The sequence below is a fragment of the Hafnia paralvei ATCC 29927 genome (assembly GCF_001655005.1).
GTDB lineage: Bacteria > Pseudomonadota > Gammaproteobacteria > Enterobacterales > Enterobacteriaceae > Hafnia > Hafnia paralvei.
Map to the genome: position 1 here is coordinate 12,274 of NZ_LXET01000054.1, position 25,666 is coordinate 37,939.

A 25,666-nucleotide genomic window follows, 5' to 3' on the forward strand; every position below is an offset into this window, starting at 1 on the left:
GCAAAACATGCAAAGCGTTATCAAAATTCATCCGTTAGATAATGTCGCGGTGGCACTGCGCGATCTGAGCGCGGGTGAAACCATCTGCGTTGAATCCCTTTCTATTGTGCTGCCAGCCGATATCGCTCGTGGCCACAAATTTGCGCTAACGCCGATAGCGCAAGGCGATATGATCGTCAAATATGGCCTGCCAATTGGCCATGCACTTACCGCAATCGCGGCTGGTGAACATATCCATTCGCAAAATGCGAAAACTAATCTCAACGATCTGGATCAGTATCAATATCAGCCGGACTTTGCCAATCTGCCAGCCCAAATGGCCGATCGTGAAGTACAGATCTATCGTCGCAAAAATGGTGACGTTGGGATCCGTAATGAGCTGTGGATCTTACCCACCGTAGGCTGCGTGAACGGTATGGCGCGGCAGATGTTAACCCGCTTTATGAAAGAAACGGGTGATGCTGAAGGCATCGACGGTGCGTATCTGTTCACTCATCCATTTGGTTGCTCACAGTTGGGCGACGACCACATCAATACCCGCACCATGCTACAAAACATGGTGCGCCATCCTAACGCCGGAGCTGTCCTCGTCGTTGGGTTGGGCTGTGAGAATAACCAAATTACCGCATTCCGTGAAACGCTGGGTGAATATGATGCCGAACGCGTGCATTTCATGGTGTGCCAGCAACAGGATGATGAAGTTGAAGCCGGTATTGAGCATTTGCACCAGCTATATCAGGTCATGCGCAACGATCGTCGTGAATCAGGCAAACTGAGCGAGCTCAAGTTTGGTTTGGAATGCGGCGGTTCTGACGGACTATCTGGAATTACCGCTAACCCGCTGCTGGGTCGTTTCTCCGACTATGTGATTGCTAACGGCGGCACTAGCGTGCTGACCGAAGTCCCTGAGATGTTTGGTGCTGAGCGTATTCTGATGAGCCGCTGCCGTGATGAGGCTACGTTTAAAAAAACCGTTGAGATGGTGAATAACTTCAAACAGTACTTTATTGAGCACAATCAGCCGATTTACGAAAATCCCTCGCCGGGCAACAAAGCGGGTGGGATCACCACTTTAGAAGAGAAATCTCTGGGCTGTACGCAAAAAGCTGGGCAGAGCCAAGTGATTGACGTATTGCGTTATGGAGAAAGACTCAAGGCACCAGGGCTGAACCTACTCAGCGCACCGGGTAATGATGCGGTAGCAACGAGCGCACTGGCCGGTGCCGGTTGCCATATGGTGCTGTTTAGTACCGGTCGCGGCACGCCATACGGCGGCTTTGTTCCAACGGTCAAACTGGCAACGAATACCGAAATCGCCACGAAAAAACCACACTGGATCGATTTCGATGCTGGACAATTGTTGCATGGCAAAACCATGGATCAATTGTTGATTTCATTCGTAGATATGATCGTCGATATTGCTAATGGTCATCAAACCCGTAATGAAATTAATGACTTCCGCGAGCTAGCAATATTTAAAAGCGGCGTAACGCTGTAGTGAATGACAAGTAGTGGGCTAAGTTAAACACAAGGTTATATGCGAGACTGAGCTTTGAGCGGCGTTCTTCTGAACGTCGCTTTGTTATTTAATAAAGGGATGAATTCATGAGTAGTTACGAGTGGTTTGCACAAGGCGTAGGCGTTGTGGCTTTTCTGGTTGGCATCACCACATTTTTCAATCGTAACGAACTACGTTTTAAGTATCAGCTCTCTATCTATTCCGCCATTATTGGTCTGCATTTCTTTCTAATGGGCGCCCACTCGGCCAGTGCCGCCGCTGAGCTCAATGCGGTACGAACGGTGATTTCAACCCGCACACGTAGCAACTGGGTCATGTTGGTCTTTATTGCACTCACGTTAGGGTTTGGTGGCTATAGTCTGCAACATGCGATGGAGTTACTGCCGATTATTGGCACTGTCGCCAGTACATGGGCATTATTTCGTACTCGAGGATTAACCACCCGCTGTGTTATGTGGTGCTCTACGGCTTGTTGGGTCACACACAATATCTGGCTAGGATCGATTGGGGGTTCACTGATTGAAGGGAGTTTTTTGCTGATGAACGGATTTAATATCATCCGTTTTCACCGTATGCAACGACGCGGGATCGATCCGTTTAAGGTAGAGAAGAAAGCGTAAGAACCTCCAGCCCGCTCATCGAGCTGGAGATAATTAGACTGGTTAAAGCGCCAAGAAGAAGCCAGCGATAGTTGCACTCATCAGGTTAGACAAGGTACCTGCCGCTACGGCTTTCAGACCAAAGCGAGCGATATCATGACGACGCGTTGGAGCCATGCTACCTAGACCACCCAGCAAAATAGCCACCGATGACAAGTTAGCAAAGCCGCACAGTGCAAAGGAAATAATAGCTTTGGTGTGGTCAGACAGCACCTGTAAGCCCGCCGCTGCAACTTCCGCATCGGCCTTCAGATATTCACCAAAGTTCATGAATGCCACAAACTCATTCACAATAATCTTTTGGCCAATAAAGGATCCGGCAATCTGCGCTTCGTTCCAAGGCACACCGATCAGGTAAGCAATAGGAGAGAATACCCAACCCAGAATGAGTTCCAGTGATAATTGTGGGTAATCAAACCAGCCGCCAATCCCCCCCAGCATGCCGTTGATCAACGCAATCAGCGCGATAAATGCCAACAGCATGGCACCCACATTCAATGCCAACTGCATACCTGACGCCGCACCTGATGCAGCAGCATCAATGACGTTAGCAGGACGATCTTCTTCCGCAATCAACTCCGCGGCATCAGTTTTGTCATGCGTTTTTTCCGTTTCAGGCACGATTAATTTAGCAAACAGCAAGCCCCCCGGAGCCGCCATAAATGATGCGGCAATCAGATACTCTAACGGAACGCCCATTTGCGCGTAACCCGCAAGAACAGAACCTGCCACCGATGCCAAACCACCACACATCACGGCGAACAGCTCTGACTGAGTCATGGTTGAGATATATGGGCGAACCACCAGCGGCGCTTCTGTCTGCCCAACAAAGATATTTGCCGTTGCAGATAGGGATTCAGTACGGGAAGTACCCAGTACTTTCTGTAAGCCGCCGCCCAGCAGGCGAATAACGATTTGCATAATGCCGAGATAGTAGAGCACGGCGATTAATGAAGAAAAGAAGACGATAACAGGCAGTACACGCAATGCGAATACGAAACCACCGCCACCAAAGACTTCAAACATTTTGTCAGACACCAGTCCACCAAAAATAAATGAAATCCCTTGGTTTCCGTAGGCAATAACGTTGGCGACGCCAGAAGACATTGCGCCTAATACATCGCGCCCAGCCGGAACGTAAAGCACGAAAGCGCCGATAACGACCTGAATAAGAAATGCGCCAGCCACGGTGCGTAGGTTAATAGCACGGCGATTGCTTGAAATTAGCACGGCAATCAGAATGAGTACCGCCATCCCCACCACGCTCATAATAAGTTGCATGGAATAGTCCCTGTAACGCGTTAGATTTTAGGTTGAATACCGACGTAAAACTCTCTCGCCGATGAGGGGCGATTATACCGATGGGGGAGGAAATATTGGTCAAGGCTGTCACAGTTTTATACAACTGGAAGCAACTAAAATCACGAAAAAGAGATATGCATCACATTATCACGCACACGTTTTCGTAGTCACCTTTGGGATAGTTAGCAAAGAATCTAAAATGATGCGGAAATGCCGAACAATCTACAGGTGTTTTGCCATATAGTCTCCGCAATCATTGCGGAGGGTTCCGGCCTTAACTCACATAGTGCTTCGAAGACTTTCCGTACACGTTCAGGACGATTTGGCTGACCTTGATAGCCAGAAAGTGGCATATCAGGAGCATCCGTTTCTAACAGCAGCGTACTTAACGGCAGCTCCGCTATGACCTGACGAGTTTTGTGCGCCCGATCGTAAGTGATCGTGCCACCCACGCCAATAAAGTAGCCGAGTTTAATAAAAGCCTGTGCCTGAGAAAGGCTACCAGAAAAACCATGAACAACGCCGCCGCGAGATAAATTCACCGCTCTAAGTTCACGAGACAACTGATCATGCGAGCGACGGGAATGCAATATCACCGGCAAATCATGGTGCTTCGCTAACTTTAATTGTGCCCTCAGTATGGCTAGCTGTCGCTCAAGCTGGGGATTATCCATAAATAAATCGAGCCCGATCTCCCCTACTGCAACCAACCTGTTTGGCTTGCTTGCTAATACATCAGAGAGATGTTCGACGTCCTGTTCGATATGCTGCTCGATATAAAGCGGGTGAAGCCCGACAGCGGCAAATAGCATAGGATGGAGATTCACCAGCGTTAGCACTCTTTGAAAGCGTTCTGCGCTGATGGTAGGTACAATAATATGACGCACTCCCTGTGCGTAGGCTAATGCAATGCTGTCAGACTCGTTCCCGCTGAACGGGGGAAAATCGAAATGGCAGTGGGTATCGATAAACCGAATATGGCGACCCATTTCATCCATACCCTCACTCATGACGTGCTGTCCTGCGACGTTGGCTTATCAGTGTGCTGCTGATTTGCTGGTGTCACGCTACCCTCAGGATCGGCTCCTTTTTGTCGGGTACTCTTATCCAGATGAACGCTATCAGGCAAAATCAGTGATTTCTCAGCGACCATATTTGTTTGTGGTTCCGGCAGTAAAATACCGGCTTTAGCCGCCGAATGGCTGGCTGCAACAATAGGCACCTCAGGCGCGATAGTATCTGAAGGCTGCAACAAACGGCGTGAAGCAAGTTTTTTGCTGGTATTGGGATGATTTTCCCGGGGCAATAACCAATGTCCGACGGTTGCCAAGAAATAGCGGCCGCAACGTCGTCCCAAATGGTAATCAGCATTCAACGCCGCGACCTTACTGCCGAGCGCATGGCTTGCTAATGGTTTCGGTGGATAGATTTCAAAGACTCGCACTTTTCCCGGCGGTTTCTCAATAAAACGTTGAATGCGGCGATAGCTTTTCTCGTGATACTGCAGCATTTTAACCATCTGCTGCAGGCTGCTTTCGCCTAGCATAGCTTCCATGCGTCGCATCCACTTGGGCGTATAAAACATTTGTGACGGAACGGTACGGATCACCACAATAGTATCAGCACCGCGTCGATGCGCTTCGCGTACGGGGATCGCATCACTAATTCCACCATCGTGGTAACTCACACCATCTAGCTCAACGCCCCAACGGTAAAATCCCGGAATGGCGCTGCTGGCCTTAATTACCTCAAGCCAGTTGTCGCGCTTGGCAGGAAAATAGGTTGGCGCGAAATCTTCACTGCGACTGGCACACATCAGCAATTGGCGATCGTCACCTAAGTGCTGCTCTGCGTAATCCATCGCCAGCGGGAGATCGTTGGCCGTCGCTTCGATCAACCAATCAAGATCGATCAAATGTCCCCCACGCACAAATCGCAGCGGATTAAAGAAATCAATGGAAGTGGTGTAACGTGTGATAACGCGTCGAGCATAGCCTGGCTGGCCACAGACAAACGCAGAAAGGTTTTGTGCCCCAGCAGAAGTGCCGAGATAGAGATCGAAGGGGTTAAAGCGCGCGCGTAGGAATTCATCCAGCACGCCAGCGGTAAATATTCCACGCTGTCCGCCGCCTTCACATACCAGCGCTATTTTTCCCGGCTGGTAGGGCTTGTACGCTAATGGCTCAATATTACCCAGCGTAATCGGTATTCTATATCCCAACCATCCATCCTCAATGAATCTTTACATCCTCCGAGGATACCCTGTCTTGCGCGATTCCGTAATCCTCTTGCAACAATCCGAGGAGGCAATCATTGTTGCCAGCAAGCCATTCACCGTCATGACCAAGCCATTCAGCCAGAGTAGACCTGACTTGACCGCGAATTTGCTTCCACTTACCAACAACAATGTCACCGTTCATATTTACAAACCTATTGCGCTTTCCATCAGACACGGATGGTGGGTTTGGTGTCGATACCCCAATGGCTCTTGTCGAAAAATTCTAACCATGAGCCAACAAGGGTATCCTTACCTAAGGACGACGTCGGCCTGTAAACAAGCTCACCAGGAACAGAATGATACCGACGACAAACACCACTTTAGCGGCCCAAGCTGCCGTACCGGCCAAGCCACCAAAACCTAATGCTGCTGCAATCAATGCAATGATTAAAAAGATAATTCCCCAACGAAACATATGCTCTCCTTACCTTGCCTAAATAAAAATTAAGAGCCTAACTGAAGGCGCTCTGCTCTTTTCTCAGTTATTTCTAAAGGGTAATCACTCCGAACGTACTTGGGTAAGTACGTTCGGGGAAAGCAGATTACTGTTTTACTGTCAGATCATTTTTAACGCTTTTTACACCCTCAATCGCGCTGGCAACGCTTTCGGCACGATCGGATTGGGCTTTAGTTTTCACCGTACCGGAAAGCTGTACCAAGCCATCTTGGGTTTCAACTTTCACGTTACGTGATGGAACCAAATCGTCGGCCAGCAGTTTAGCTTTTACTTCGCTAGTGATCGCCGTGTCGCTGGCATATCCTTTAACGCTGGATTTGGTGCTGTCTTTCACATGCAGCTTGTCGCTGACGGATTTAACACCCTCGACGCCTTTCGCCAGCGTCACAGCGCGCTCAGCCTGATCCTGAGAAGACACAAAACCATTCAGCGTCACTACGCCTTTGCTGGTATTGACGGAGATGTCGTTACTTTTGATGTCTTTGGCATCGACCAGCGCGCTTTTCACCTTGGCGGTAATGCCGCTGTCATCCATATAGCCATCGACTTTCTTCATGGAGCTATCGATTTTCGCACCGGTTGAGTCAGCCGCGCTTTGTGCTTTCTGCATTAAGGTTTCTTCTGCCATAGCACTACCGCTAACCAGTACGGAACCTAAAACAATCGCCATCATTGAACGTGCAAACTTGGTATTTTTCATCGATTTCTTCCTTTTGATTTCAGTAACGGCTGTACGCCGCGGACCGTATTGCTTTCGGCCCTTTTCACATCGTCTCATCGGAGACTCGCTGTGCTAATGCTTTAAAATGCAGCCAGAGACCACCTTGGCAAAGCTAGAAAAATTCCAAATCAGCAATTAACAAACAAACGATTAACAAATCATGTCTGGAAAACCATCAAAAACTTGGTTAATCACTCCTGAAAGTGAAGAGTCAATCGTTAGTCTGCTGATTCAAAATCAATGTGTTATATTTCCAACCTTGTTACCGTGGTGCATTCAATACTTAAGCCAAACTAATAAATTCATTTGGCGTTAGATGTCTTGCGCCGCTGGAATAACTATAGCCCAGTAACAAAAAAATGCAGTTTAGATCACAATAACTGACGTTTTTTTGTGCAAAAAAGCGGCTTATTAAGACGATTCTGCGAATTTCAGGCATAAAAAAACCGCACAAGCGTGCGGTTTTTGAACAAATTCAGCAGAAAAACTATGCGGGAAAAAGATTAATGCTCACGTGTCTTGCGGAATTTCACTTCTGGATAGCGTTCGCTTGCCAGATTGAGATTGACCATCGTTGGTGCGATGTAGGCTAAATTATCGCCACCATCCAGCGCCAGATTAAGCTCGTTCTTACGTTTAAACTCTTCGAATTTCTTCACGTCATCGCATTCAACCCAACGAGCCGTTGAGACGTTGACAGATTCGTAGATAGCTTCAACGTTGTATTCACTCTTCAGACGCGCTACCACCACTTCAAACTGCAGCACGCCGACCGCACCAACGATCAGATCGTTGTTATGAATTGGACGGAACACCTGTACGGCGCCCTCTTCTGACAGCTGAACCAAACCTTTCAACAACTGTTTTTGCTTGAGAGGATCGCGCAGACGAATACGGCGGAACAGTTCAGGGGCAAAGTTAGGAATGCCGGTGAACTTCATATCTTCACCTTGCGTGAAGGTATCGCCAATCTGAATAGTACCGTGGTTGTGCAAACCAATGATGTCACCAGCATAGGCTTCTTCAAGGTGTGAACGGTCACCGGCCATAAAGGTTAACGCATCAGAAATCACAACGTCTTTGCCAGTACGAACCTGACGCAGCTTCATACTTTTCTCATAGCGACCGGACACCACGCGCATGAAGGCCACTCGGTCACGGTGTTTAGGATCCATATTTGCCTGAATCTTAAACACAAAGCCGGTGAATTTCTCTTCGGAAGCGCTAACTTCACGCGTATCGGTTTTACGCGGCATTGGCGCAGGAGCCCACTCAACCAAGCCGTCCAGCATATGATCCACACCAAAGTTACCCAGTGCAGTTCCGAAGAATACCGGTGTCAGCTCGCCGTTCAGGAAGTCATCTTTATCAAACTCCGCGGCAGCACCCTTCACCAGCTCCAATTCGCCACGCAGCTGTTCAGCCAAATCGTCACCAACTGCCGCGTCTAAATCGGGGTTATCCAGACCTTTAACGATGCGCACTTCCTGAATAGTATGGCCTTTACCCGTCTGATACAGATAGGTTTCATCTTTATAGAGGTGATAGACCCCTTTAAATGATTTACCACAGCCGATTGGCCACGTAATCGGAGCGCATACAATACGCAGCTCGTTTTCGACTTCGTCTAACAATTCCATCGGATCGCGGATTTCGCGGTCGACTTTGTTCATGAAAGTCAGGATCGGTGTATCACGCAGACGGGTAACTTCCATCAGCTTACGGGTACGATCTTCGACGCCTTTCGCGGCATCAATTACCATCAGACAACAGTCAACCGCAGTCAGCGTACGGTAGGTATCTTCCGAGAAGTCCTCATGCCCTGGGGTATCAAGCAGGTTAACCAAACAGTCGTGATAGGGGAACTGCATCACGGACGTGGTGATAGAAATACCACGCTGTTTTTCCATCTCCATCCAGTCAGACTTGGCATGTTGATTGGAACCGCGACCTTTAACCGTACCTGCGGTCTGAATAGCCTGTCCGAATAACAGAACTTTTTCAGTAATCGTGGTTTTACCGGCATCGGGGTGAGAAATAATTGCGAAAGTACGGCGTTTAGCCACTTCGCGTGCATATTCACTAGGAGACATGTTTTTCACGTTCTATCGTTAGCCACCCTGCGCCAACGCCCATAATCAAGACGATTTATTGATACGCAAAGTGGGAATAAAAAGGGTTTAGCGCGCTATTTTCCCTGATTTAGACAGGTTAGACAACGCACAATCATGGTAATTATCTGAGGAAGGGGGTCAGCCCAGCGGCAGCGCCATAATGCGCGCATCTTCGCGCCCATCAGCGGTTGGGTAATAATGACGTCGCACCGACACTTCATTGAAACCTAGCGACTCATAAAGCGCTATTGCCGCACGGTTGGAATCCCGCACTTCGAGCCATAATGTCACAATGCCTTTTTCCTCCAGATCGGAAATCAATGCTTCTAGCAACCCGCGCCCCAGCCCTTTACGCTGCTGGGTTGGCGCAACGGCAATATTGAATAATGTCGCTTCATCTAGCACCACCTGCGTAATCGCAAAAGCAGCTAATACGCCATCACACTCTAGTTTCAGATTGTAGTAGCGTTCACCATGGTTACTGAGGAACGTCTTTTCAGTCCATGGAAATGCATGGCTTGCACGCTCAATCTCAAAAGCAGCGTTAAAATCGGCCTCGGTGAGTGGAGAGATCTCACCCTTGAGGGAAGAAATGTTGTTCATCATGACAAATTTGCTGCCATAGGGCGCGTTTCGCACCGGAGTTATGATAAAGCGCGCTGAGCGCCGGAGAGTGCAGCATCACGCCGTCACGTTCTGTGGTCGATGTTTCACCGAGCCACCAGACATGATATTTTTCGCTATCTCTTAGCATGGCGTATTGATCTGGCGTGAGGATCACCGCCTGTTCAGGCGATAACATCAACGCCTTGAGTACGTCACACAGTAATATGTCATCAGGAGAAATCGGCTCAGCCGATACAATTAGCAAGCGAGTCGAGCCAGATATGCTGACCGCAATCTCGCCATGCAGCGCAGTTGGACGCCGCAGCACCCACTGAGTAATACCAAGCTGCTGTAAAAGAAGATCGCGTCGGGAGGCCATACTGTCCTGCTTGTAGATAAAAAGAGACGTTAAGATGACTATCTGCGGCGTTATTCTAGCAAACCTATCGAACCTACGTCATTAAAGCTCTCCCCATCTTTACGTGACACTGCCTCTGCGTCGAATTTCCTCTCTATGCTGCCTTACTGCAACTCCACGTAATTTGGGTATATACTCCCCGCCTAGTTAACCTAAGGAAACACGTTTAATGTCATTATTTACCCCTGCCAGCGAAGTCATTCTGCGCCACAGCGAGGAATTCGAACCACGCCGAGTCCTCTTTGCAGGCGATTTACAAGATACCCTGCCAGCACAGTTTGAAGCGGCAGAGGTTCGCGTTCATACCAATCAATATCATCATTGGCAGCAACTGAGTCGTACCATGGGCGAACGTTGCCAGTTTGGCTTAACGGCAGATGCAGATTTAGTCGCTGATTGCGATACCCTGATTTATTACTGGCCTAAGAGCAAACAGGAAGCACAGTTTCAACTGCAAAACCTCTTCTCTCTAATGCCCGTTGGCACTGAGTTGTTTATCGTTGGCGAAAACCGCGCTGGCGTGCGTAGTGCAGAAGGCATTATCGAAACGTTCGGACCTCTGGTGAAAATTGACAGCGCACGTCGCTGCGGTCTGTACCATGGACGTTTAGAAAAACAGTGCGATTTCAATCTTGAAGACTGGTGGGAAAATTACCAGACAGGCAGCCTCACTATCGCAACCCTTCCGGGTGTTTTCAGCCGTGACGGCTTGGATATCGGCAGCCACCTGTTACTTTCTTCGCTTGAACCACACATGAAAGGCAAAGTGCTGGATGTGGGTTGTGGTGCAGGCGTGTTATCTGCTGCAATGGCCAAAATGTCACCCAAAGTTAAGCTGACGCTTACCGATGTGAGCGCAGCGGCGTTGGAGTCCAGCCGTGCAACGCTGGCTGCTAACGACATTCAGGGTGAAGTGATCGCCAGCAACGTTTATTCAGACGTGAATGGTCGTTTTGATATGATCATTTCCAACCCACCGTTCCACGATGGAGTGCAGACTAGCTTAACTGCGGCTGAAACCTTGATCCGCGGTGCGGCGAAACAGCTGCAAATCGGTGGCGAACTGCGCATCGTGGCTAACGCTTTCTTACCGTATCCACAGTTGCTTGACGATGTCTTTGGCTCACATGAAGTGCTAGCTCAAACAGGTCGTTTCAAAGTCTACTCAGCCCGTCTGGGTCGCACAGCTATTGCCAAGAAAAAACGCTAATGAATTCTACGACTGATATCCCTTGGGCTATCAGTCGTGCTCCCTTCCCCCGCCCAGCCCCATACCACCATTCATCGCAATAATTTCTGGCACTAACGCAATTTACAAAATAAATGTCCACATTTTCACCAAACACGCCCCAAACATACATCGATGGGGAAATAAGTGTTGACGTAACCGCGAAAATCTCTAGAATTCGCCTCCGTGGTTATGTTGCTGCAAAGCAATATAAAACGGTATGCGAAGGTGGCGGAATTGGTAGACGCGCTAGCTTCAGGTGTTAGTGTCCTTACGGACGTGAGGGTTCAAGTCCCTCTCTTCGCACCAAATAACCACGATGATTTATGCTTCACAGCATCTTGCGAAGGTGGCGGAATTGGTAGACGCGCTAGCTTCAGGTGTTAGTGTTCTTACGGACGTGAGGGTTCAAGTCCCTCTCTTCGCACCAAGCTGGTGAGCATATTTCAGCAATGTAATACGAAAAAGTAATCTGATGTGCGAAGGTGGCGGAATTGGTAGACGCGCTAGCTTCAGGTGTTAGTGTTCTTACGGACGTGAGGGTTCAAGTCCCTCTCTTCGCACCAACAGATTGTTTCTTTCTTATCCTGCCTTATCCTTGCATCTCCCAGAGCTTTAACGACTTCCCTCTCCTCTTTGTACACATGTATTTCAGTCGCCTCCCAGTAGTTAAACGCCAAAGTAATTGTAATTTAAAGAAATTGTCGCAAGTCCTCCCGCCAGAGCTAAACCGGACGGCAGTAAAATATAATCGCGCAAGCGTGGATTAAACAGCATAGCCAGCGTTGTTAGCATAGCTAGAACCATCATGCCTTTTAAAAAAGATAAATTCAGATTCGAGACGATTAGCAAGGGTAAAACCAATGTTGGTAGACTAATCCCCCAAATTCCGCTCAATGACCGCCATGCCCATAGACTTATCCCCCACACCACCAGCAACGCTATCGATACTATCAGCATAAATCGCACCATAGATGATAATAATTCCCAATATCATAGGCTGAGATTTTTTAATTTTCATCCATGAATTCTGTATGTGTACCTCACTCTCATCACGTACAAGAGCAAAAATGGTGTTTTTTTATCCACTTTGTCTCCTTGTAACCCACATTAATTACAAGCACATGACTTCTCCGATCAAAACTGTTACTTTTATGGCCGAATAAGAATAATCTCAGAAATTTTTTTTCTAATACTTAGAACATCACGTCATTTCAAATTCCTAATCCGAGCAATATTGACAGCCACGAGCCCATTTTTAATGAACGCAAAAAGTTACGATGAGTTATTAAATAGCAAAAGCCATATGACATTCCTTTTATTTATTCTGTTAAATGGTGCTACATCGTTTTATGCGTTGCTAAATCCATTACAAACAGATCCACCGTACACGATTGCAGGAGTCAGCATTTTTGCTTTTTGCCTACTTTCTGCCATATCTTTGATATGGCATCGTGAAAAATACTTGTTAAAACTCAATATTGCTGCACTGGTATTGGGGATACTGTGGTCATTTCATATTGCGGTAAAATATCGACATGTCGATGTAAGCGGGCATGAATTTTTATTAATCAATTTGTTCAGCGTTTTTTTTATTGCTGCGGTGACTCTTTCTGACAATTTATTGGCCTTTTGCCTAAATGCCATCCCTGTAGCGATTACCGTCATTATTTTAGAAGATTTCCATAATATGACGCGTATCTTATTCGTATTGGCACTGCCCATTATCGCGCTATCCCTTCACCGCGTTATAACTCGCAGGCGCGAGGCTTTCACACGTCAATTAGTAAACCAGCTTGAACGCGATAAGGCCCGTTTCAGCGATCTCAGCATGATTGACCCACTCACTACGTTACTTAATCGTCGTGGTCTAGAATTTCAATTTCATCACATGAGTAACGACTGTGCGACTGAGCACAAAGATTTTGTTGTGATGATAGACATCGATTTTTTTAAACTTTATAACGATCATTATGGACATCAGTATGGTGATACCGCATTGACGGCCATTGCTCAGATTATCAAGGAAGCCGTACGCAGCAGAGATTTAGCGGTTCGCTACGGCGGCGAAGAGTTTTTACTTATTTTACGCGATGCATCTGAGACATTAGCTATCCAAATCTGTGAACATATTCGTTCGCATGTGGAACAATTAGCACTGATAAATGAATATCAGCCAAATGGGTACAGCGTAGTCACCATTTCGGCTGGTCTTTCAGAGATGTACAATAATAATTTAGAGAATGCTATCGCTCGCGCCGATCAGGCACTGTACTTATCTAAGCAAAAAGGTCGTAATAGAGTTTCACTGCAAAAAGTAGCCTAGCTGTTTATATACGCTACGGATATGACCGCAGGTCAATCGCTCAAATATAGACAGCAGCACCGAGTCTTAAATAATTCTATTTTTCATAGTATCAAATAGAATTATTTCCAACTTTTCTATATCCGTAACGCTATGCAGCCAAGGGCACACTCTTAGCGCGCTAACCTTTATCCCTTTCTACCCTCACCGCATTTTTCGCTTCGCATTCTTGCGATTGATAATGGTTATCAGTATTATTGCGTTTTTATCCATGCTTTCTAGGATGCTTTGGTGAAGATAACTGCGCTGACTGAGTTCGATACCTACCTTCCTGCGGTATTTCCCGCTTTTCCGCCAGAAGCGGAAGAGTTAACCGCGCTTTTCAGCCAGCATTATCCTCATTTCCTGACAACGTTTTTGATTGATGAAACTGCGTCTAGCCATGATTTATCCGCTATGCAGTGGTCCGCTACAGGAACATACGCCAAGCTGATGTCGCGCTATCAACATGAACACTACGCCGAGTTTCCGGACAAAAGCCCAGAAGCCAAACCGTTAGAATCACTGTGGGCTCAGTGGTATTTTGGGTTGCTGGTGCCGCCCATGATGCTGCTGTTACTCCAGCATTCTGCGCCTTTAGATCCACATATCCGCCAGTTCAAAGTCCGTTTCCACGATAGTGGACGGCCTGAGGCATTTATCTATTATCCAAAATTGATGTCCGGCGAGACTCGCAATAGCACACCTCTGCAGAGGATCGTGTCACTGGTTGAACGTCATTTGCATCCGGCAGTCAATGCGATTGCACGGCAGGGGGTTTTAAACGCCAAGCTCATGTGGAGCAACATTGGTTATGTGATGCACTGGTATTTGGGGGAACTTCGCCCGCTTCTTGGCGACGCCACCTTTTCTCAGCTAGAACATGCGCTATTCTTCACTGCCGCATTTCCAAATGGGCAAGAGAATCCACTCTATCGTACTGTTCTGATGCGTAATGGTACTATTCAGCGCCGCACCTGCTGCCAACGCTATAAGCTGCCTAAAATGAAAGAGTGCGGTGATTGCCCATTAAATTTAGAGTAATTATTTTTGCGTTAAAAATGCCATTAAAAATAGCTGGCTTATTGATCAAGGTCAGGCTTATTGGTTATCTGTCGAGTATCCTATCCCCTCTTTAAATCAAGGGATTTGATTCGATGAATTGGTATATTAATGTATTGAAGAATTACGCGACGTTTAATGGCCGCGCTCGCCGTAGAGAGTATTGGATGTTTTCACTCTTCCATACGCTTATACTGGTACTCATTCTCTATATCTCCATGACATTTGAAACTGATGTTTCGGGTTTCACCGCTATTCTCTTCATACTGTATATGCTTGTCACGCTAATCCCACATCTAGCCGTTCTCGTCAGAAGGCTACACGATACCAACCAGTCCGGCTGGTTTTATTTTATTTCTTTCGTTCCATTTGTTGGACCTATCGTTCTGCTTATCTTTCTCTGTAAAGAAGGAACAAAAGGAGATAATCACTATGGGCTGGATCCAAAAATAGAACAGCTAAAAAATAATTTTATCATTCAATAACCCAGTTAAACTTAAGCATCACTTCATGTTGAAATAAGAAAAACTTCTTTAAAAAAAAACTATTATAGCCATGTTGTTTCAACTTATTCGCAAGGAAGTTTTAGACATGGAATGGTTTCTCAAAGTAGTAAAAGAAAATTACGCTAATTTCAATGGCCGTGCTCGCCGCAAAGAATATTGGATGTTTACCCTGTTTTCTTCCATTATCAGCATTGTATTATTTGTGTTAATGAGTATATTTTCAGATAGTATGCTGGTTATTATCTTTAGCATATTATCGATACTTTATTCATTAGTCATACTTATCCCAAGTCTGGCTGTCATCGCCAGAAGATTGCATGACACCAACCATTCAGGCTGGTTTTATTTCATTGCCCTGATACCGCTTGTTGGCCCTATCATCATGCTGATTACTCTTTGCAAAGAAGGTACTCGCGGAGACAACCAATATGGTGCCGATCCAAAAGCTGGTGATTTAGTCTAGTCAGTCTTGCATCGCTGAACTCTAGTTCATGCAACGGTTAACTAAGCTTTCTTTGATATAGGTTGATATCTTCAACCTATATCATCGTAACTCGCTCATATTTTGTATCCCCTCTTGTTAGTTTATCTCTTAGCCATGCAACCCCTCAGCTAAAACAGCATTTCCTTAGATTAAAAACACATTAAGATATTGCGTTTTAATGACACTAACTCATTAAATTCAATGATGTTTATAAGGTTAATCATGATAAACAATGATTAATATGTGACAAAGATCACAAAGAAAAATAGTTTTTCCTTTTTTCCCTGAATAAAAGCTACCAAAGCTAACGAGAATAATTATCATTCTGTATCGCATTTAACAAAGCGATGTCATTGACTGGATAACAACCAGCGATGGCCAGAGAGCTCACAATTAATTATTAGATTTTCGTGCTTTTCAAGCAGGGATCATTAGATGAAATACAATGCGTTTATTTGCTCTTCGTTAAAAGCCGCGTTACCCATCGGCTGCTTATTCCTCCCTTTGAGTGCCTTTGCGGCCACAGAAGCTGGTACAGCAACCTCTGGCAATGAAGACAAAATCGTCGTTAGCGCCAAATCCAGTCTTCCTCCTCTAGGAAGCTATGAAAACACCGGGACTAAATCAGATCTGACCGCTCAGGATACTCCTCAGACAATCAATACTGTTGAAGGACAAGAACTGGACGAGCGTGGGATTAGCTCACTCAACGAAGCATTGCGCTATGTGTCTGGTGTCACCACCGAAAACCGTGGCGGTGCAATCACCCGCTTTGACGAATTCACCATTCGCGGTTTTAAAAACAGCGAAAACTACCTCGATGGCTTACAACTGCCTTATAACGAATGGAACATTCAGGGCCAGGTAGATACCTACATGTTGGATCGCATCGAAGTGATGAAAGGCCCAGCATCCGTTTTATACGGTAACGCCTCGCCTGGCGGTATCGTGAATATGATCAGCAAGAAACCGCAGAAAATCCAAAATACCGACGTTGAATTTGATACCGGCAGCGATAATCGCCGTGAGGGAAAAATCGACTCTACCGGACAAATTGGCGACAGCGATGTCAGCTATCGTTTTGTCGGTTTAGCGGGCGCATCTGATGGACAGGCTGAAGGCTCCAAGAATGAACGTTATTTATTAGCGCCCTCGCTACGTTGGGATATCGACGATAATAATAGTCTGTTAGTGCAAGCGTTCCTGCAAAACGATCCTAAGGCGGGTGTATACACGTCCCTGCCGGGCGAAGGCACATTTAAATACTCGCCTTATGGCAAATTGCCTACGGATGTCTATTTAGGTGACCACAATTGGGAAGCGTACAAACGCAAACAAGAGTCTGTTGGCTACCAGTATGACCACCGCTTCAATGATGATTGGTCATTCACCCAGAAAGCCCGCTTCATGCACATCACGGCTTATCAGGAAAATACTTACAGTACTGGATTGGCTGCTGATGGCCGTACTCTAGGCCGTCGTATGTATATGACTGACGAAAGCATGGATTCCTTCAATATTGATAACCAGATTGCCGGTAAGTTTGATACCGCATTCCTGCGCCATAACGTATTGTTGGGCTTCGATTATCAGTGGCAGAACAACAAGACTGAATATCAAGATGCCGTGGCACCAAGCATCGATATCTTTGACCGCGACAACAGTGAAATTAATCGTGGCAATATTGCATGGGATCCCTCTCTGGCAACCAACGTGCGCTACAGCATGCATCAGAATGGTTACTACTGGCAGGATTCAATCGATCTCGACAAGCTAACGATTCTCGCCGGTGGTCGCTATGACCAATACGAAAAACGCACCTACGGCCTGCAATACGGTGCCGATACTGACGAAACCTTCAGCCAGAGTAAGTACACCCAGCGCTATGGCGCGATGTACCACTTTGATAACGGTATTTCTCCGTATGTTGCCTACTCCGAAGGCTTTGAGCCTTTAGCAGGACGTAACAAAAGCGGGGGTTCTTACAAACCTGAAACCAGCAAGATGTGGGAAGGTGGGGTGAAATTTGCAACACCAAGCCAAAACACTATCTTCACGGCTGCCGTGTTTGATATCAAAAAAGAGAATGCGCTAACCTCCAATCCGAACGGCGTTGACCCTTACGAGAAATACCAGAGTGGTGAAATTGAGTCGAAAGGCTATGAATTCGAAATTCGTACCTCGCCGCTAGAAAACCTGCTGTTAACGGCAAACTATGCCTATACCGATGTGAAAATCACCGAGGATGCCAACAAGTCACTGATTGGTAACCGTCCGGTACAAACAGCGAAGGATAACGCCAGCGCATGGGCTAACTACACCATTGACGACACTTTCCTTCGTGGTCTCACCATTGGTGCGGGTATTCGTTACATTGGCCGTATGGAAGCCAACCAGAGCAATACTGAGCAACTGCCAGCCGTGACGCTGTATGACATGGCCGCTTCATATGAGCTTGGTAACCTCACTCCAGCACTGGATAACGCCACGCTCAAAATGGCCGTGAACAACATCACTGACAAACGTTATGTTGCCAGTTGCTATGACAGCAATAACTGCTGGTTCGGCGCAGAACGTTCTGTGGTCGTCGGCGTGAAATATTCCTTCTAAGCACCTTCTAAAACAGGGATGCCGGATATACCGGCACCCTTTTATAAAAACTAAATCTTTTAAATTAACGTCATGGCGTCATTTAACGCCAGCTCCACCGCCCGTATCCGAAATCTAGAACGCTGGAAAAATGCTGAGCATCGATTTTGTACTGTTACCACTCGTGAATACCTAACTAAGGTAAGATCTATGACCCAGTTCTCCTTATCCTCTCAGACCGGCGCGGCAACGCAGCCTTACGATTTTATCGCCATCGGCATTGGGCCATTTAATCTGGGACTAGCCTGTTTGACTCAGCCGCTATCGCAGGTCAATGCGCTTTTTCTCGACCAAAACACGGGCTTTGATTGGCACCCTGGCATGATGCTGGAAAGTGCTCATTTGCAAACGCCGTTTATGGCCGATCTGGTGACGCTGGCAGATCCGACGCACCCATTGAGCTTCCTCAATTACATCAAACAACAGGGACGACTCTACTCATTTTACATCCGCGAAAGCTTCTTCTTGATGCGCAAGGAGTACAACCAGTATTGCCGTTGGGCTACTGAACGCCTGAGCAATCTGCGATTTAATACCAAAGTTGAACGTGTGGAATACGATCAAGATAGTCATTGCTATCACGTTCATTGCAGTGATACTCGCAACGGTCAGAAACTGAAGTTTGAAACTCGCCGCCTAGTTCTCGGCACAGGCCCTTCCCCTGTCATTCCCGACTGCTGCCAGCCAATGGCTGAACGCATGGTGCATTCTGGCCAGTATCTACACCACAAAGAGGAACTGCAAACCCGTCGCTCAATTACGGTGGTCGGCAGCGGGCAAAGCGCGGCCGAGATCTATTACGATCTGCTCTCAGAAATTGATAAATATGGTTATCAGTTAAACTGGGTCACGCGTGCACCTCGCTTCTTCCCGCTGGAATACACCAAACTCACGCTTGAAATGACGTCACCAGAATATGTGGATTACTTCCATCAACTGCCTGCCGAAAAGCGTGACCAGCTCAATATGCAGAGCCAACAGCTCTACAAAGGTATTAACAGCAGTCTGATTAACGACATCTTCGATCTGCTGTATATCAAACGTCTCGATGGGCACGTGAACACCCGCTTGTTTACCAACACGGCACTAACCGGCGTACAGAACACGACCAAGAGTAAAACCTTGAATCTGGCGCTACATCAGCATGAACAGGATCAACACTTCGCCATTAACAGCGAGGCAGTGATCCTGTGCACCGGATATCGCCACCAGCCACCCGCGTTTTTACAACCGATCCACGACCGAATTGCATGGGATGAAAAAGGCCGCTATGACGTGGCTCGAAATTATTCGATCGACACCCAGCACAATGAGATTTTTGTCCAAAACGCCGAGTTACATACGCACGGTTTTGTCACCCCCGATCTCGGCATGGCCTGCTATCGCAATTCATGGATCCTGCGAGAAATAACCGGCACTGAGCACTATCCCATTGAAGAACAGATTGCCTTCCAACAGTTTGCTGCTCCGCAAACCGGAGATTTGTTATGAGTTATGTTTTTGAACATCAGGTGGCTGACGTCGGGGATTTCGCACTTCGCCCGTTGGACGCCATTCAAGATGCCGAGCTTCTACATAGCTGGGTCAGTCAACCTTATGCACGCTATTGGGGCATGATGGAACAATCAGTAGAGCAGGTGCGAGATTTCTATCTGGATCTGCTCAAGCACCACCCTGACGGCGCGTTTATCGGCCTATATCAAGACAAGCCTGCGTTTTTATTAGAGAGATATCAGGCAATCCACGATCCGGTGGGTCAGTGCTATCCAGCACAAAGCAGCGATTATGGTATGCACATTTTAGTCGCTCCGGCGGATAAACCCCTCAGCGGTTTTACCTGGGCGGTCTTCCAGACCATCGTTGCCTTTATGTTCAGCGACGAGCGCGTAGCCCGTATCGTGGTGGAACCCGACGTGCGCAACGAGAAAATCCATCGCCTAAATAAACGTGCCGGATTCGTCTACCAACATCAAATCGAGCTAGCAAACAAAACGGCATGGCTGGCTTTCTGTGACCGTGACCAGCACGCCGCCGCTCTGCGCCATGATGCGCAATATCACTCAGTTTCCCGTCAGGAGACCCACGCATGACCGCTCATACTCAATTTTCTCATTTACCCGTATCTGAACAAAATCGTCACGTTATCGCGCATCTGACCCCAGAACTGTGGAGCAAAGCCAATCGCCTACACGTTCGCAAAGCCATTGCCGAGTTTTCTCACGAGCGTTTGATTACGCCAAAATGCATTCGTCATGAAGCGTCTCCTGAAGAACTTGCCGACTACCAGCTTGCTGCGCCACAGGGCGACGTGGTTTATCACTTCCGCGCACGTCGTCTAGCATTAGAGCATTGGGCCATCGATGCCGAATCTCTGCGTAAGACCCAAGCAGGCGTTGAGCAGGAATTAGACTCTCTGAGCTTTATCATTGAATTCAAAGATGTGCTTGGTATTCCTCAAGAAATGTTACCGACTTACATGGAAGAGATCACCAGCACGCTTTACAGCAGCGCATTTAAACATCTGCGTGAAGGCGTTTTGATTGAACAGCTACTGGACGCTGATTTTCAAACGTTGGAAGGCGCTATGATGGAAGGCCATCCCGCCTTTGTGGCAAACAATGGCCGTATCGGTTTTGACGCTTTTGACTATCAAGCCTACGCACCTGAAGCCGCAGCCCCCATCAATTTCGTCTGGCTCGCCGCGCACAAAAGCAAAGCCCATTTCGCCAGTATTGAAGAACTAAGTTATCAGCAATTGCTGGAAGAAGAGCTCACCCCAAGCGTGGTGGATGATTTCCGCCAACAGCTCATGGCACAAGATTTGGATCCTACCGATTATATATTCATGCCGGTTCATCCATGGCAGTGGCAGAACAAGCTGACAGGGATTTTCGCACCCGATATCGCTAAACGTGAGTTGGTTTATTTAGGTATCGGTGATGATAACTATCAGGCACAGCAATCGATCCGCACCTTCTTTAACACCAGCAATTCCCGCAAGCGTTATGTCAAAACTGCATTATCGATTCTGAATATGGGTTTCATGCGTGGCCTATCGCCGTATTACATGGCAACCACTCCGGGTATCAATGAATGGCTGGCCGAGCTCATCGATAATGACGCTTGCCTGCGCGACTATGGCTTCCGTATGCTGCGCGAAGTGGCCACCATCGGCTATCGCAATCACTATTACGAAAGCGCAGTAAGCGGTGATACGCCATACAAAAAAATGATGGCGGCACTGTGGCGCGAAAGCCCACTGGCGCTGATCCAGCCAAATCAACGCGTTATGACGATGGCGGCGCTGTTGCATCAAGATCGTGAAGGTAACGCTCTACTACCTGCAATGATTCAAGCTTCTGGCCTCGAGACGGGCGAATGGCTGAAACGCTATCTGCAAAGCTACCTTAGCCCGCTGTTGCACTGCTTATACACCTACGATCTCGCCTTTATGCCACACGGTGAAAACCTGATTCTAGTGCTGGAAAACCACACGCCAGTACACGTTTTCATGAAGGATATCGCCGAAGAAATCGTGGTGATGGATCCCGACGCCAATCTGCCGGAAAAAGCCAAACGTGTGGCGGTATTTGTTCCCGATGAGCTGAAGATTCTGTCGATATTCACCGATGTTTTCGACGGTTTCTTCCGCTTCATGGCCGCGATCCTCCACGAACAAGGCAGCTATCCTCAGGAACAATTCTGGCATCGAGTCGCAGAATGTGTGACTGACTATCAGCAAGCGCATCCTGAGTTAGCGGAGCGCTTCGCACGCTACGATATGTTCAGCCCTGCGTTTACTCACTCTTGCCTAAACCGCCTACAGTTAGCGAACAATCGCCAGATGATCAATCTCAGCGATCCATCGCAAAACCTGAAGTTTGCTGGTCAGTTAGATAACCCGCTAGTGGTTTTTAAATAACGGGTTTAAATACTGTAAAGCCCCCAAGCCCATAAAGGACGGGGGCTCGTCTTCTGGAGTCTTATATCCTAACCAATGGATATATATCCAAAATAATGGGAGTTGTATCAAGGTGGCAAGCGAGATAACCCCGAATCACTTATTCTAGTAAGTGATTCGGGGGAGCGGGCGCGGCCAACACATATGCAATTTCAAGTATGACGGATATAAATAACCGAGTAATCACCCGAGATGCCATCCTATATTGCTGCTTCTAAGCTCACTCGCCGTGCCGTGCTGTTCCCTCTCGCACTGGTACTTTTCGAGTTTGCGACCTATATCGCCCACGACATGATTCAACCGGGCATGATCCATGTCGTGCGTGATTTCAATGCTGACGTGAGCTGGGTTCCAACCTCATTAACTGCGTACTTATTTGGCGGCATGATGCTGCAATGGTTGCTTGGGCCGTTATCTGACCGGATTGGCCGTCGACCAGTCATGCTCACGGGTGTCATGCTATTCGTTGTCGCCTGTATCGCGACCCTGTTTACCAGCAACATTGAGCAATTTATCCTGATGCGCTTCATTCAAGGAATCAGTCTGTGCTTTATCGGTGCAGTAGGCTATGCCGCGGTGCAAGAGGCCTTCGACCAAACGCTCAGCATTAAGCTAATGGCGCTAATGGCAAACGTGGCTCTGATTGCACCGCTGATTGGCCCATTGGCAGGCGCTGCCTTCATCCAATTTGCGCCATGGAAAAGCATGTTTGCCGTATTCGCGCTAGTTGCTTTTGTCGCATGGTTGGGTCTGTGGAAAGGCATGCCGGAAACCGCGCAGTCTCAGGGAGAAAAACTACGTCTAAAGTCTCTCTTGGCTGATTACCGTCAGGTATTTGGTAATTTACGCTTTGTCTGCGGCGCCGCATCAATTGGCTTCTCTGCTCTGCCGCTATTGGCCTGGGTAGCTATTTCGCCCGTCATTCTTATCGATGGGGAAGGTCTGACGCCAGTCGCTTACGGCTGGCTACAGGTGCCGATTTTCATGGCGCTCATTGCCGGAAATTTAGTGCTGGCACGCATTGCCGGCAAAATGCCGATTGAAAAACCGCTTTGGCTTGGCGCTCCCCCCATCATTGCAGGACTAGCGCTAGCGGCTTTTGGCTCCGTGTTTACGCCGCATGCCTATCTTTGGACCATCGCTGGCTTAAGTCTTTACGCGTTCGGTACGGGTCTTATCAACGCAGGGCTTTATCGCCTAACACTGTTTGCCAGCAATATGCGCAAAGGTACCGTCGCGGCGGCACTGGGTATGACAACCATCGGTATCTACGCATTGGGAATCGAGCTAGCAAAACGTATTTATCTTTGGGCAGGAAGCGGCGTGTTTAATGTGTATGGGCTTATCAGCGGGTTGGTTTGGTTGGGACTGATGTGGATATTCCTGAGAAAAAAGCCTGATGCGCCAGCATAAAGTTAACATTCAATAACGCACAACTCCGTCGTTCTAGCCTTCGGGCAAATTTCTTCGAATGCCATTATTACAATATATGGGCGCGCACCTCGCGCGCCCAAACGATAAACAGGGTTCACTCACCGACGACGACGGATAGCATACTCAGCGACGCCATAACGATGCCGTCAACGGGGACACGGATTGGCTCTTCACCGTCCCAAGCACCTAGGACATAAAGCAGCGGCAGAAAGTGTTCTGGCGAAGGGTTGGATAATTCAGCTCCCTCATGCTGCATAAAGTTAACCAGTGGATGATCCTCACCTTTATACGCAAGGTTCTCACGCACAAAATTATCAAAGCTGAATGCCCACGGATAAGGTTCAGCGTCGCCTTGCCATTTCACCATACGCAGGTTGTGCACCACGTTTCCGCTCGCCACAATCATCACCCCCTCATCGCGTAAAGCCGATAATTTTTTACCTAAGGCAAAGTGATAAGCCGCAGGCTGTGTTCCGTCGATGCTGAGCTGAATGACTGGAATATCAGCATCAGGGTACATTTTAATTAACACGCCCCAAGTACCGTGATCCAATCCCCACTCACTGTGATCTAAATGCACCATTTCCGGTTCGAGCAATTGCTGAACTCGACGAGCCAGCTCAGGGGCACCCGGCGCGGGATATTGAGTATCAAACAACGCCTGTGGAAATCCGCCAAAGTCATGGATAGTGCGAGGTTGTTCCATCGCAGTAACAAAAGTACCACGTGTAAACCAATGGGCAGACACGGCAATAATCGCTTTTGGGCGCGGTAACGTTCGACCCAACTCGCGCCAAGCCGCCGTGTAATCATTTTCTTCCAGCACGTTCATCGGGCTACCGTGACCGAGAAACAACGCAGGCATACGAGAGGTCGTCATAACATTATCCTTTTCTTATCTACTGGAGGGCGCTGCCTCCGAATCCCTCTACAGTACTCACAATTCAGCAAATCGTCTGCCGGATAACCATGATGATGATTGTCAGTAAATTTGAATATTCTCTGCTTGCCAAAGTCTTTCGCCTCACGATGAGGTTGAGTTATTAATTCTATTGGTAATAACGTTGTATTCGCTATTTACTTACTGATAGGTTAAAACAATAATAGGAATCATTATCAACATGGAGGCGCTATGTCAGTTCCACTCATTCTGACTCTGCTTGCTGGCGGTGCCACGTTTGTCGGCGCGTTGTTAGCCATCGTCGGGCAAAAACCATCTAACCGGGTTTTAGCCTTTGCGCTCGGCTTTGCAGCAGGGATTATGCTGCTGATTTCGTTAATGGAAATGCTACCCGCCGCGCTAGATACCCAAGGCATGTCGCCTATGCTGGGTTACGGCATGTTTATCATTGGCTTAGTGGGCTATTTCCTATTGGACAGGATGTTGCCTCATCAACATGCTCACGACCTGATGGATGCGCCTAAAGCGGGAAAAACGCGCAACCTGCGCCGCACGGCTATGCTGCTGACATTAGGCATCAGCCTGCACAACTTTCCAGAAGGGATAGCCACCTTTGTCACCGCAAGCTCCGATCTCGAACTCGGAATGGGAATTGCGTTAGCCGTTGCTATTCACAATATCCCAGAGGGTCTTGCGGTAGCTGGACCCGTTTACGCCGCAACAGGTTCGAAAACTAAAGCGTTGTGGTGGGCAAGTATTTCAGGTTTTGCTGAGATTTTAGGGGGGCTGCTAGCATTCTTCCTGCTGGGACCGGCTATCTCTCCAGTATTCATGGCATCGATTATGGCGATGGTGGCCGGGATTATGGTCGCGCTGTCAGTCGATGAGCTTATGCCGTTGGCGAAAGAAATCGATCCGCAGAATAACCCGAGCTATGGCGTTTTGTGCGGTATGACCGTAATGGGGTTTAGCCTAACATTGCTTCAGAGCAGCCCATTAGGTTAATCCAGTATGAATAGCAAA

General features: G+C 47.7%; 23 protein-coding genes and 3 tRNA genes. 16 read left to right on the plus strand and 10 right to left on the minus strand.

Annotated elements, in window-relative coordinates:
* The first annotated feature begins 7 nt into the window (after nucleotides 1-7).
* Complete coding sequence (locus M988_RS17200; protein ID WP_064575312.1) at nucleotides 8-1,498, plus strand: UxaA family hydrolase; 1,491 nt, start codon at nucleotides 8-10, stop codon at nucleotides 1,496-1,498.
* 107 nt (nucleotides 1,499-1,605) lie between these two features.
* Entirely contained in the window at nucleotides 1,606-2,139 is a 534-nt protein-coding gene (locus tag M988_RS17205) for a YgjV family protein (RefSeq protein WP_061059216.1), read from the plus strand.
* A gap of 42 nt (nucleotides 2,140-2,181) precedes the next feature.
* On the opposite strand, the gene M988_RS17210 is transcribed toward M988_RS17205, so the two are convergent.
* From M988_RS17210 to M988_RS17250, 8 genes are all read right to left on the minus strand, one after another.
* Nucleotides 2,182-3,447: a NupC/NupG family nucleoside CNT transporter gene (locus M988_RS17210; protein WP_172635526.1), complete on the minus strand. Its 1,266-nt coding sequence runs from the start codon at nucleotides 3,445-3,447 to the stop codon at nucleotides 2,182-2,184.
* Nucleotides 3,448-3,674: 227 nt separating this feature from the next.
* On the minus strand, nucleotides 3,675-4,490 hold the full coding sequence (locus tag M988_RS17215; protein ID WP_020303473.1) for a TatD family hydrolase: 816 nt from the start codon (nucleotides 4,488-4,490) through the stop codon (nucleotides 3,675-3,677).
* On the minus strand, nucleotides 4,487-5,701 hold the full coding sequence (locus M988_RS17220) for a patatin-like phospholipase family protein (protein WP_008814986.1): 1,215 nt from the start codon (nucleotides 5,699-5,701) through the stop codon (nucleotides 4,487-4,489). The genes M988_RS17215 and M988_RS17220 overlap by 4 nt, the downstream gene beginning before the upstream one ends.
* A gap of 310 nt (nucleotides 5,702-6,011) precedes the next feature.
* Nucleotides 6,012-6,173 (minus strand): DUF1328 domain-containing protein, encoded by a 162-nt coding sequence (locus tag M988_RS17230; RefSeq protein WP_004846733.1) that lies wholly within the window; start codon nucleotides 6,171-6,173, stop codon nucleotides 6,012-6,014.
* A 127-nt stretch (nucleotides 6,174-6,300) separates the two neighbouring features.
* A complete protein-coding gene (gene osmY, locus M988_RS17235) occupies nucleotides 6,301-6,915 on the minus strand; it encodes a molecular chaperone OsmY (RefSeq protein ID WP_004846732.1) in 615 nt (204 codons plus the stop codon).
* Between the two features lie 524 nt (nucleotides 6,916-7,439).
* Nucleotides 7,440-9,029, minus strand: a complete 1,590-nt coding sequence (gene prfC, locus M988_RS17240) for a peptide chain release factor 3 (RefSeq protein WP_004846728.1) — start codon at nucleotides 9,027-9,029, stop codon at nucleotides 7,440-7,442.
* Between the two features lie 159 nt (nucleotides 9,030-9,188).
* On the minus strand, nucleotides 9,189-9,656 hold the full coding sequence (gene rimI, locus M988_RS17245) for a ribosomal protein S18-alanine N-acetyltransferase (protein ID WP_008814985.1): 468 nt from the start codon (nucleotides 9,654-9,656) through the stop codon (nucleotides 9,189-9,191).
* A complete protein-coding gene (locus tag M988_RS17250) occupies nucleotides 9,625-10,035 on the minus strand; it encodes a DNA polymerase III subunit psi (protein ID WP_061059219.1) in 411 nt (136 codons plus the stop codon). Before M988_RS17250 ends, rimI begins: the two co-directional genes overlap by 32 nt.
* Nucleotides 10,036-10,243: 208 nt before the next feature.
* Between M988_RS17250 and rsmC the strand changes: the two genes are divergently transcribed.
* From rsmC to M988_RS17270, 4 genes are all read left to right on the plus strand, one after another.
* Nucleotides 10,244-11,284: a 16S rRNA (guanine(1207)-N(2))-methyltransferase RsmC gene (gene rsmC, locus M988_RS17255; protein ID WP_064575105.1), complete on the plus strand. Its 1,041-nt coding sequence runs from the start codon at nucleotides 10,244-10,246 to the stop codon at nucleotides 11,282-11,284.
* A 240-nt stretch (nucleotides 11,285-11,524) separates the two neighbouring features.
* A tRNA-Leu gene (locus M988_RS17260) sits at nucleotides 11,525-11,611 on the plus strand.
* Nucleotides 11,612-11,645: 34 nt separating this feature from the next.
* A tRNA-Leu gene (locus M988_RS17265) sits at nucleotides 11,646-11,732 on the plus strand.
* A 49-nt stretch (nucleotides 11,733-11,781) separates the two neighbouring features.
* Nucleotides 11,782-11,868: transfer RNA gene (locus M988_RS17270), tRNA-Leu, on the plus strand.
* Nucleotides 11,869-11,971: 103 nt separating this feature from the next.
* Here M988_RS17270 and M988_RS17275 read toward each other — a convergent pair.
* Entirely contained in the window at nucleotides 11,972-12,262 is a 291-nt protein-coding gene (locus M988_RS17275; RefSeq protein WP_039187953.1) for a DUF1435 family protein, read from the minus strand.
* Between the two features lie 301 nt (nucleotides 12,263-12,563).
* Between M988_RS17275 and M988_RS17280 the strand changes: the two genes are divergently transcribed.
* The 9 genes from M988_RS17280 (at nucleotide 12,564) to M988_RS17320 (ending at nucleotide 23,721) form a co-directional block, all read left to right on the plus strand.
* Nucleotides 12,564-13,628, plus strand: coding sequence for a GGDEF domain-containing protein (locus M988_RS17280; protein WP_008814982.1), 1,065 nt, complete (start codon nucleotides 12,564-12,566; stop codon nucleotides 13,626-13,628).
* 270 nt (nucleotides 13,629-13,898) lie between these two features.
* Nucleotides 13,899-14,690: a siderophore-iron reductase FhuF gene (gene fhuF, locus M988_RS17285; RefSeq protein ID WP_008814981.1), complete on the plus strand. Its 792-nt coding sequence runs from the start codon at nucleotides 13,899-13,901 to the stop codon at nucleotides 14,688-14,690.
* Between the two features lie 113 nt (nucleotides 14,691-14,803).
* Nucleotides 14,804-15,193 carry a DUF805 domain-containing protein gene (locus M988_RS17290; protein WP_008814980.1) on the plus strand — a complete coding sequence of 130 codons (390 nt, stop codon included), beginning with the start codon at nucleotides 14,804-14,806 and terminating at the stop codon, nucleotides 15,191-15,193.
* Nucleotides 15,194-15,299: 106 nt separating this feature from the next.
* On the plus strand, nucleotides 15,300-15,677 hold the full coding sequence (locus tag M988_RS17295; protein ID WP_064575107.1) for a DUF805 domain-containing protein: 378 nt from the start codon (nucleotides 15,300-15,302) through the stop codon (nucleotides 15,675-15,677).
* A 456-nt stretch (nucleotides 15,678-16,133) separates the two neighbouring features.
* Nucleotides 16,134-18,308, plus strand: coding sequence for a TonB-dependent siderophore receptor (locus M988_RS17300; protein ID WP_064575109.1), 2,175 nt, complete (start codon nucleotides 16,134-16,136; stop codon nucleotides 18,306-18,308).
* 189 nt (nucleotides 18,309-18,497) lie between these two features.
* Nucleotides 18,498-19,838, plus strand: coding sequence for a lysine N(6)-hydroxylase/L-ornithine N(5)-oxygenase family protein (locus tag M988_RS17305; protein ID WP_008814977.1), 1,341 nt, complete (start codon nucleotides 18,498-18,500; stop codon nucleotides 19,836-19,838).
* Complete coding sequence (locus M988_RS17310; protein ID WP_061059223.1) at nucleotides 19,835-20,437, plus strand: GNAT family N-acetyltransferase; 603 nt, start codon at nucleotides 19,835-19,837, stop codon at nucleotides 20,435-20,437. The genes M988_RS17305 and M988_RS17310 overlap by 4 nt, the downstream gene beginning before the upstream one ends.
* Nucleotides 20,434-22,269, plus strand: a complete 1,836-nt coding sequence (locus tag M988_RS17315) for an IucA/IucC family protein (protein WP_064575112.1) — start codon at nucleotides 20,434-20,436, stop codon at nucleotides 22,267-22,269. The genes M988_RS17310 and M988_RS17315 overlap by 4 nt, the downstream gene beginning before the upstream one ends.
* A gap of 231 nt (nucleotides 22,270-22,500) precedes the next feature.
* Nucleotides 22,501-23,721 carry an MFS transporter gene (locus M988_RS17320; RefSeq protein WP_064575115.1) on the plus strand — a complete coding sequence of 407 codons (1,221 nt, stop codon included), beginning with the start codon at nucleotides 22,501-22,503 and terminating at the stop codon, nucleotides 23,719-23,721.
* A gap of 115 nt (nucleotides 23,722-23,836) precedes the next feature.
* On the opposite strand, the gene ygiD is transcribed toward M988_RS17320, so the two are convergent.
* Nucleotides 23,837-24,622 (minus strand): 4,5-DOPA-extradiol-dioxygenase, encoded by a 786-nt coding sequence (gene ygiD, locus M988_RS17325; RefSeq protein ID WP_061059226.1) that lies wholly within the window; start codon nucleotides 24,620-24,622, stop codon nucleotides 23,837-23,839.
* 252 nt (nucleotides 24,623-24,874) lie between these two features.
* Between ygiD and zupT the strand changes: the two genes are divergently transcribed.
* Complete coding sequence (gene zupT / locus M988_RS17330; protein WP_008814972.1) at nucleotides 24,875-25,648, plus strand: zinc transporter ZupT; 774 nt, start codon at nucleotides 24,875-24,877, stop codon at nucleotides 25,646-25,648.
* The last annotated feature ends 18 nt before the right edge of the window (nucleotides 25,649-25,666 follow it).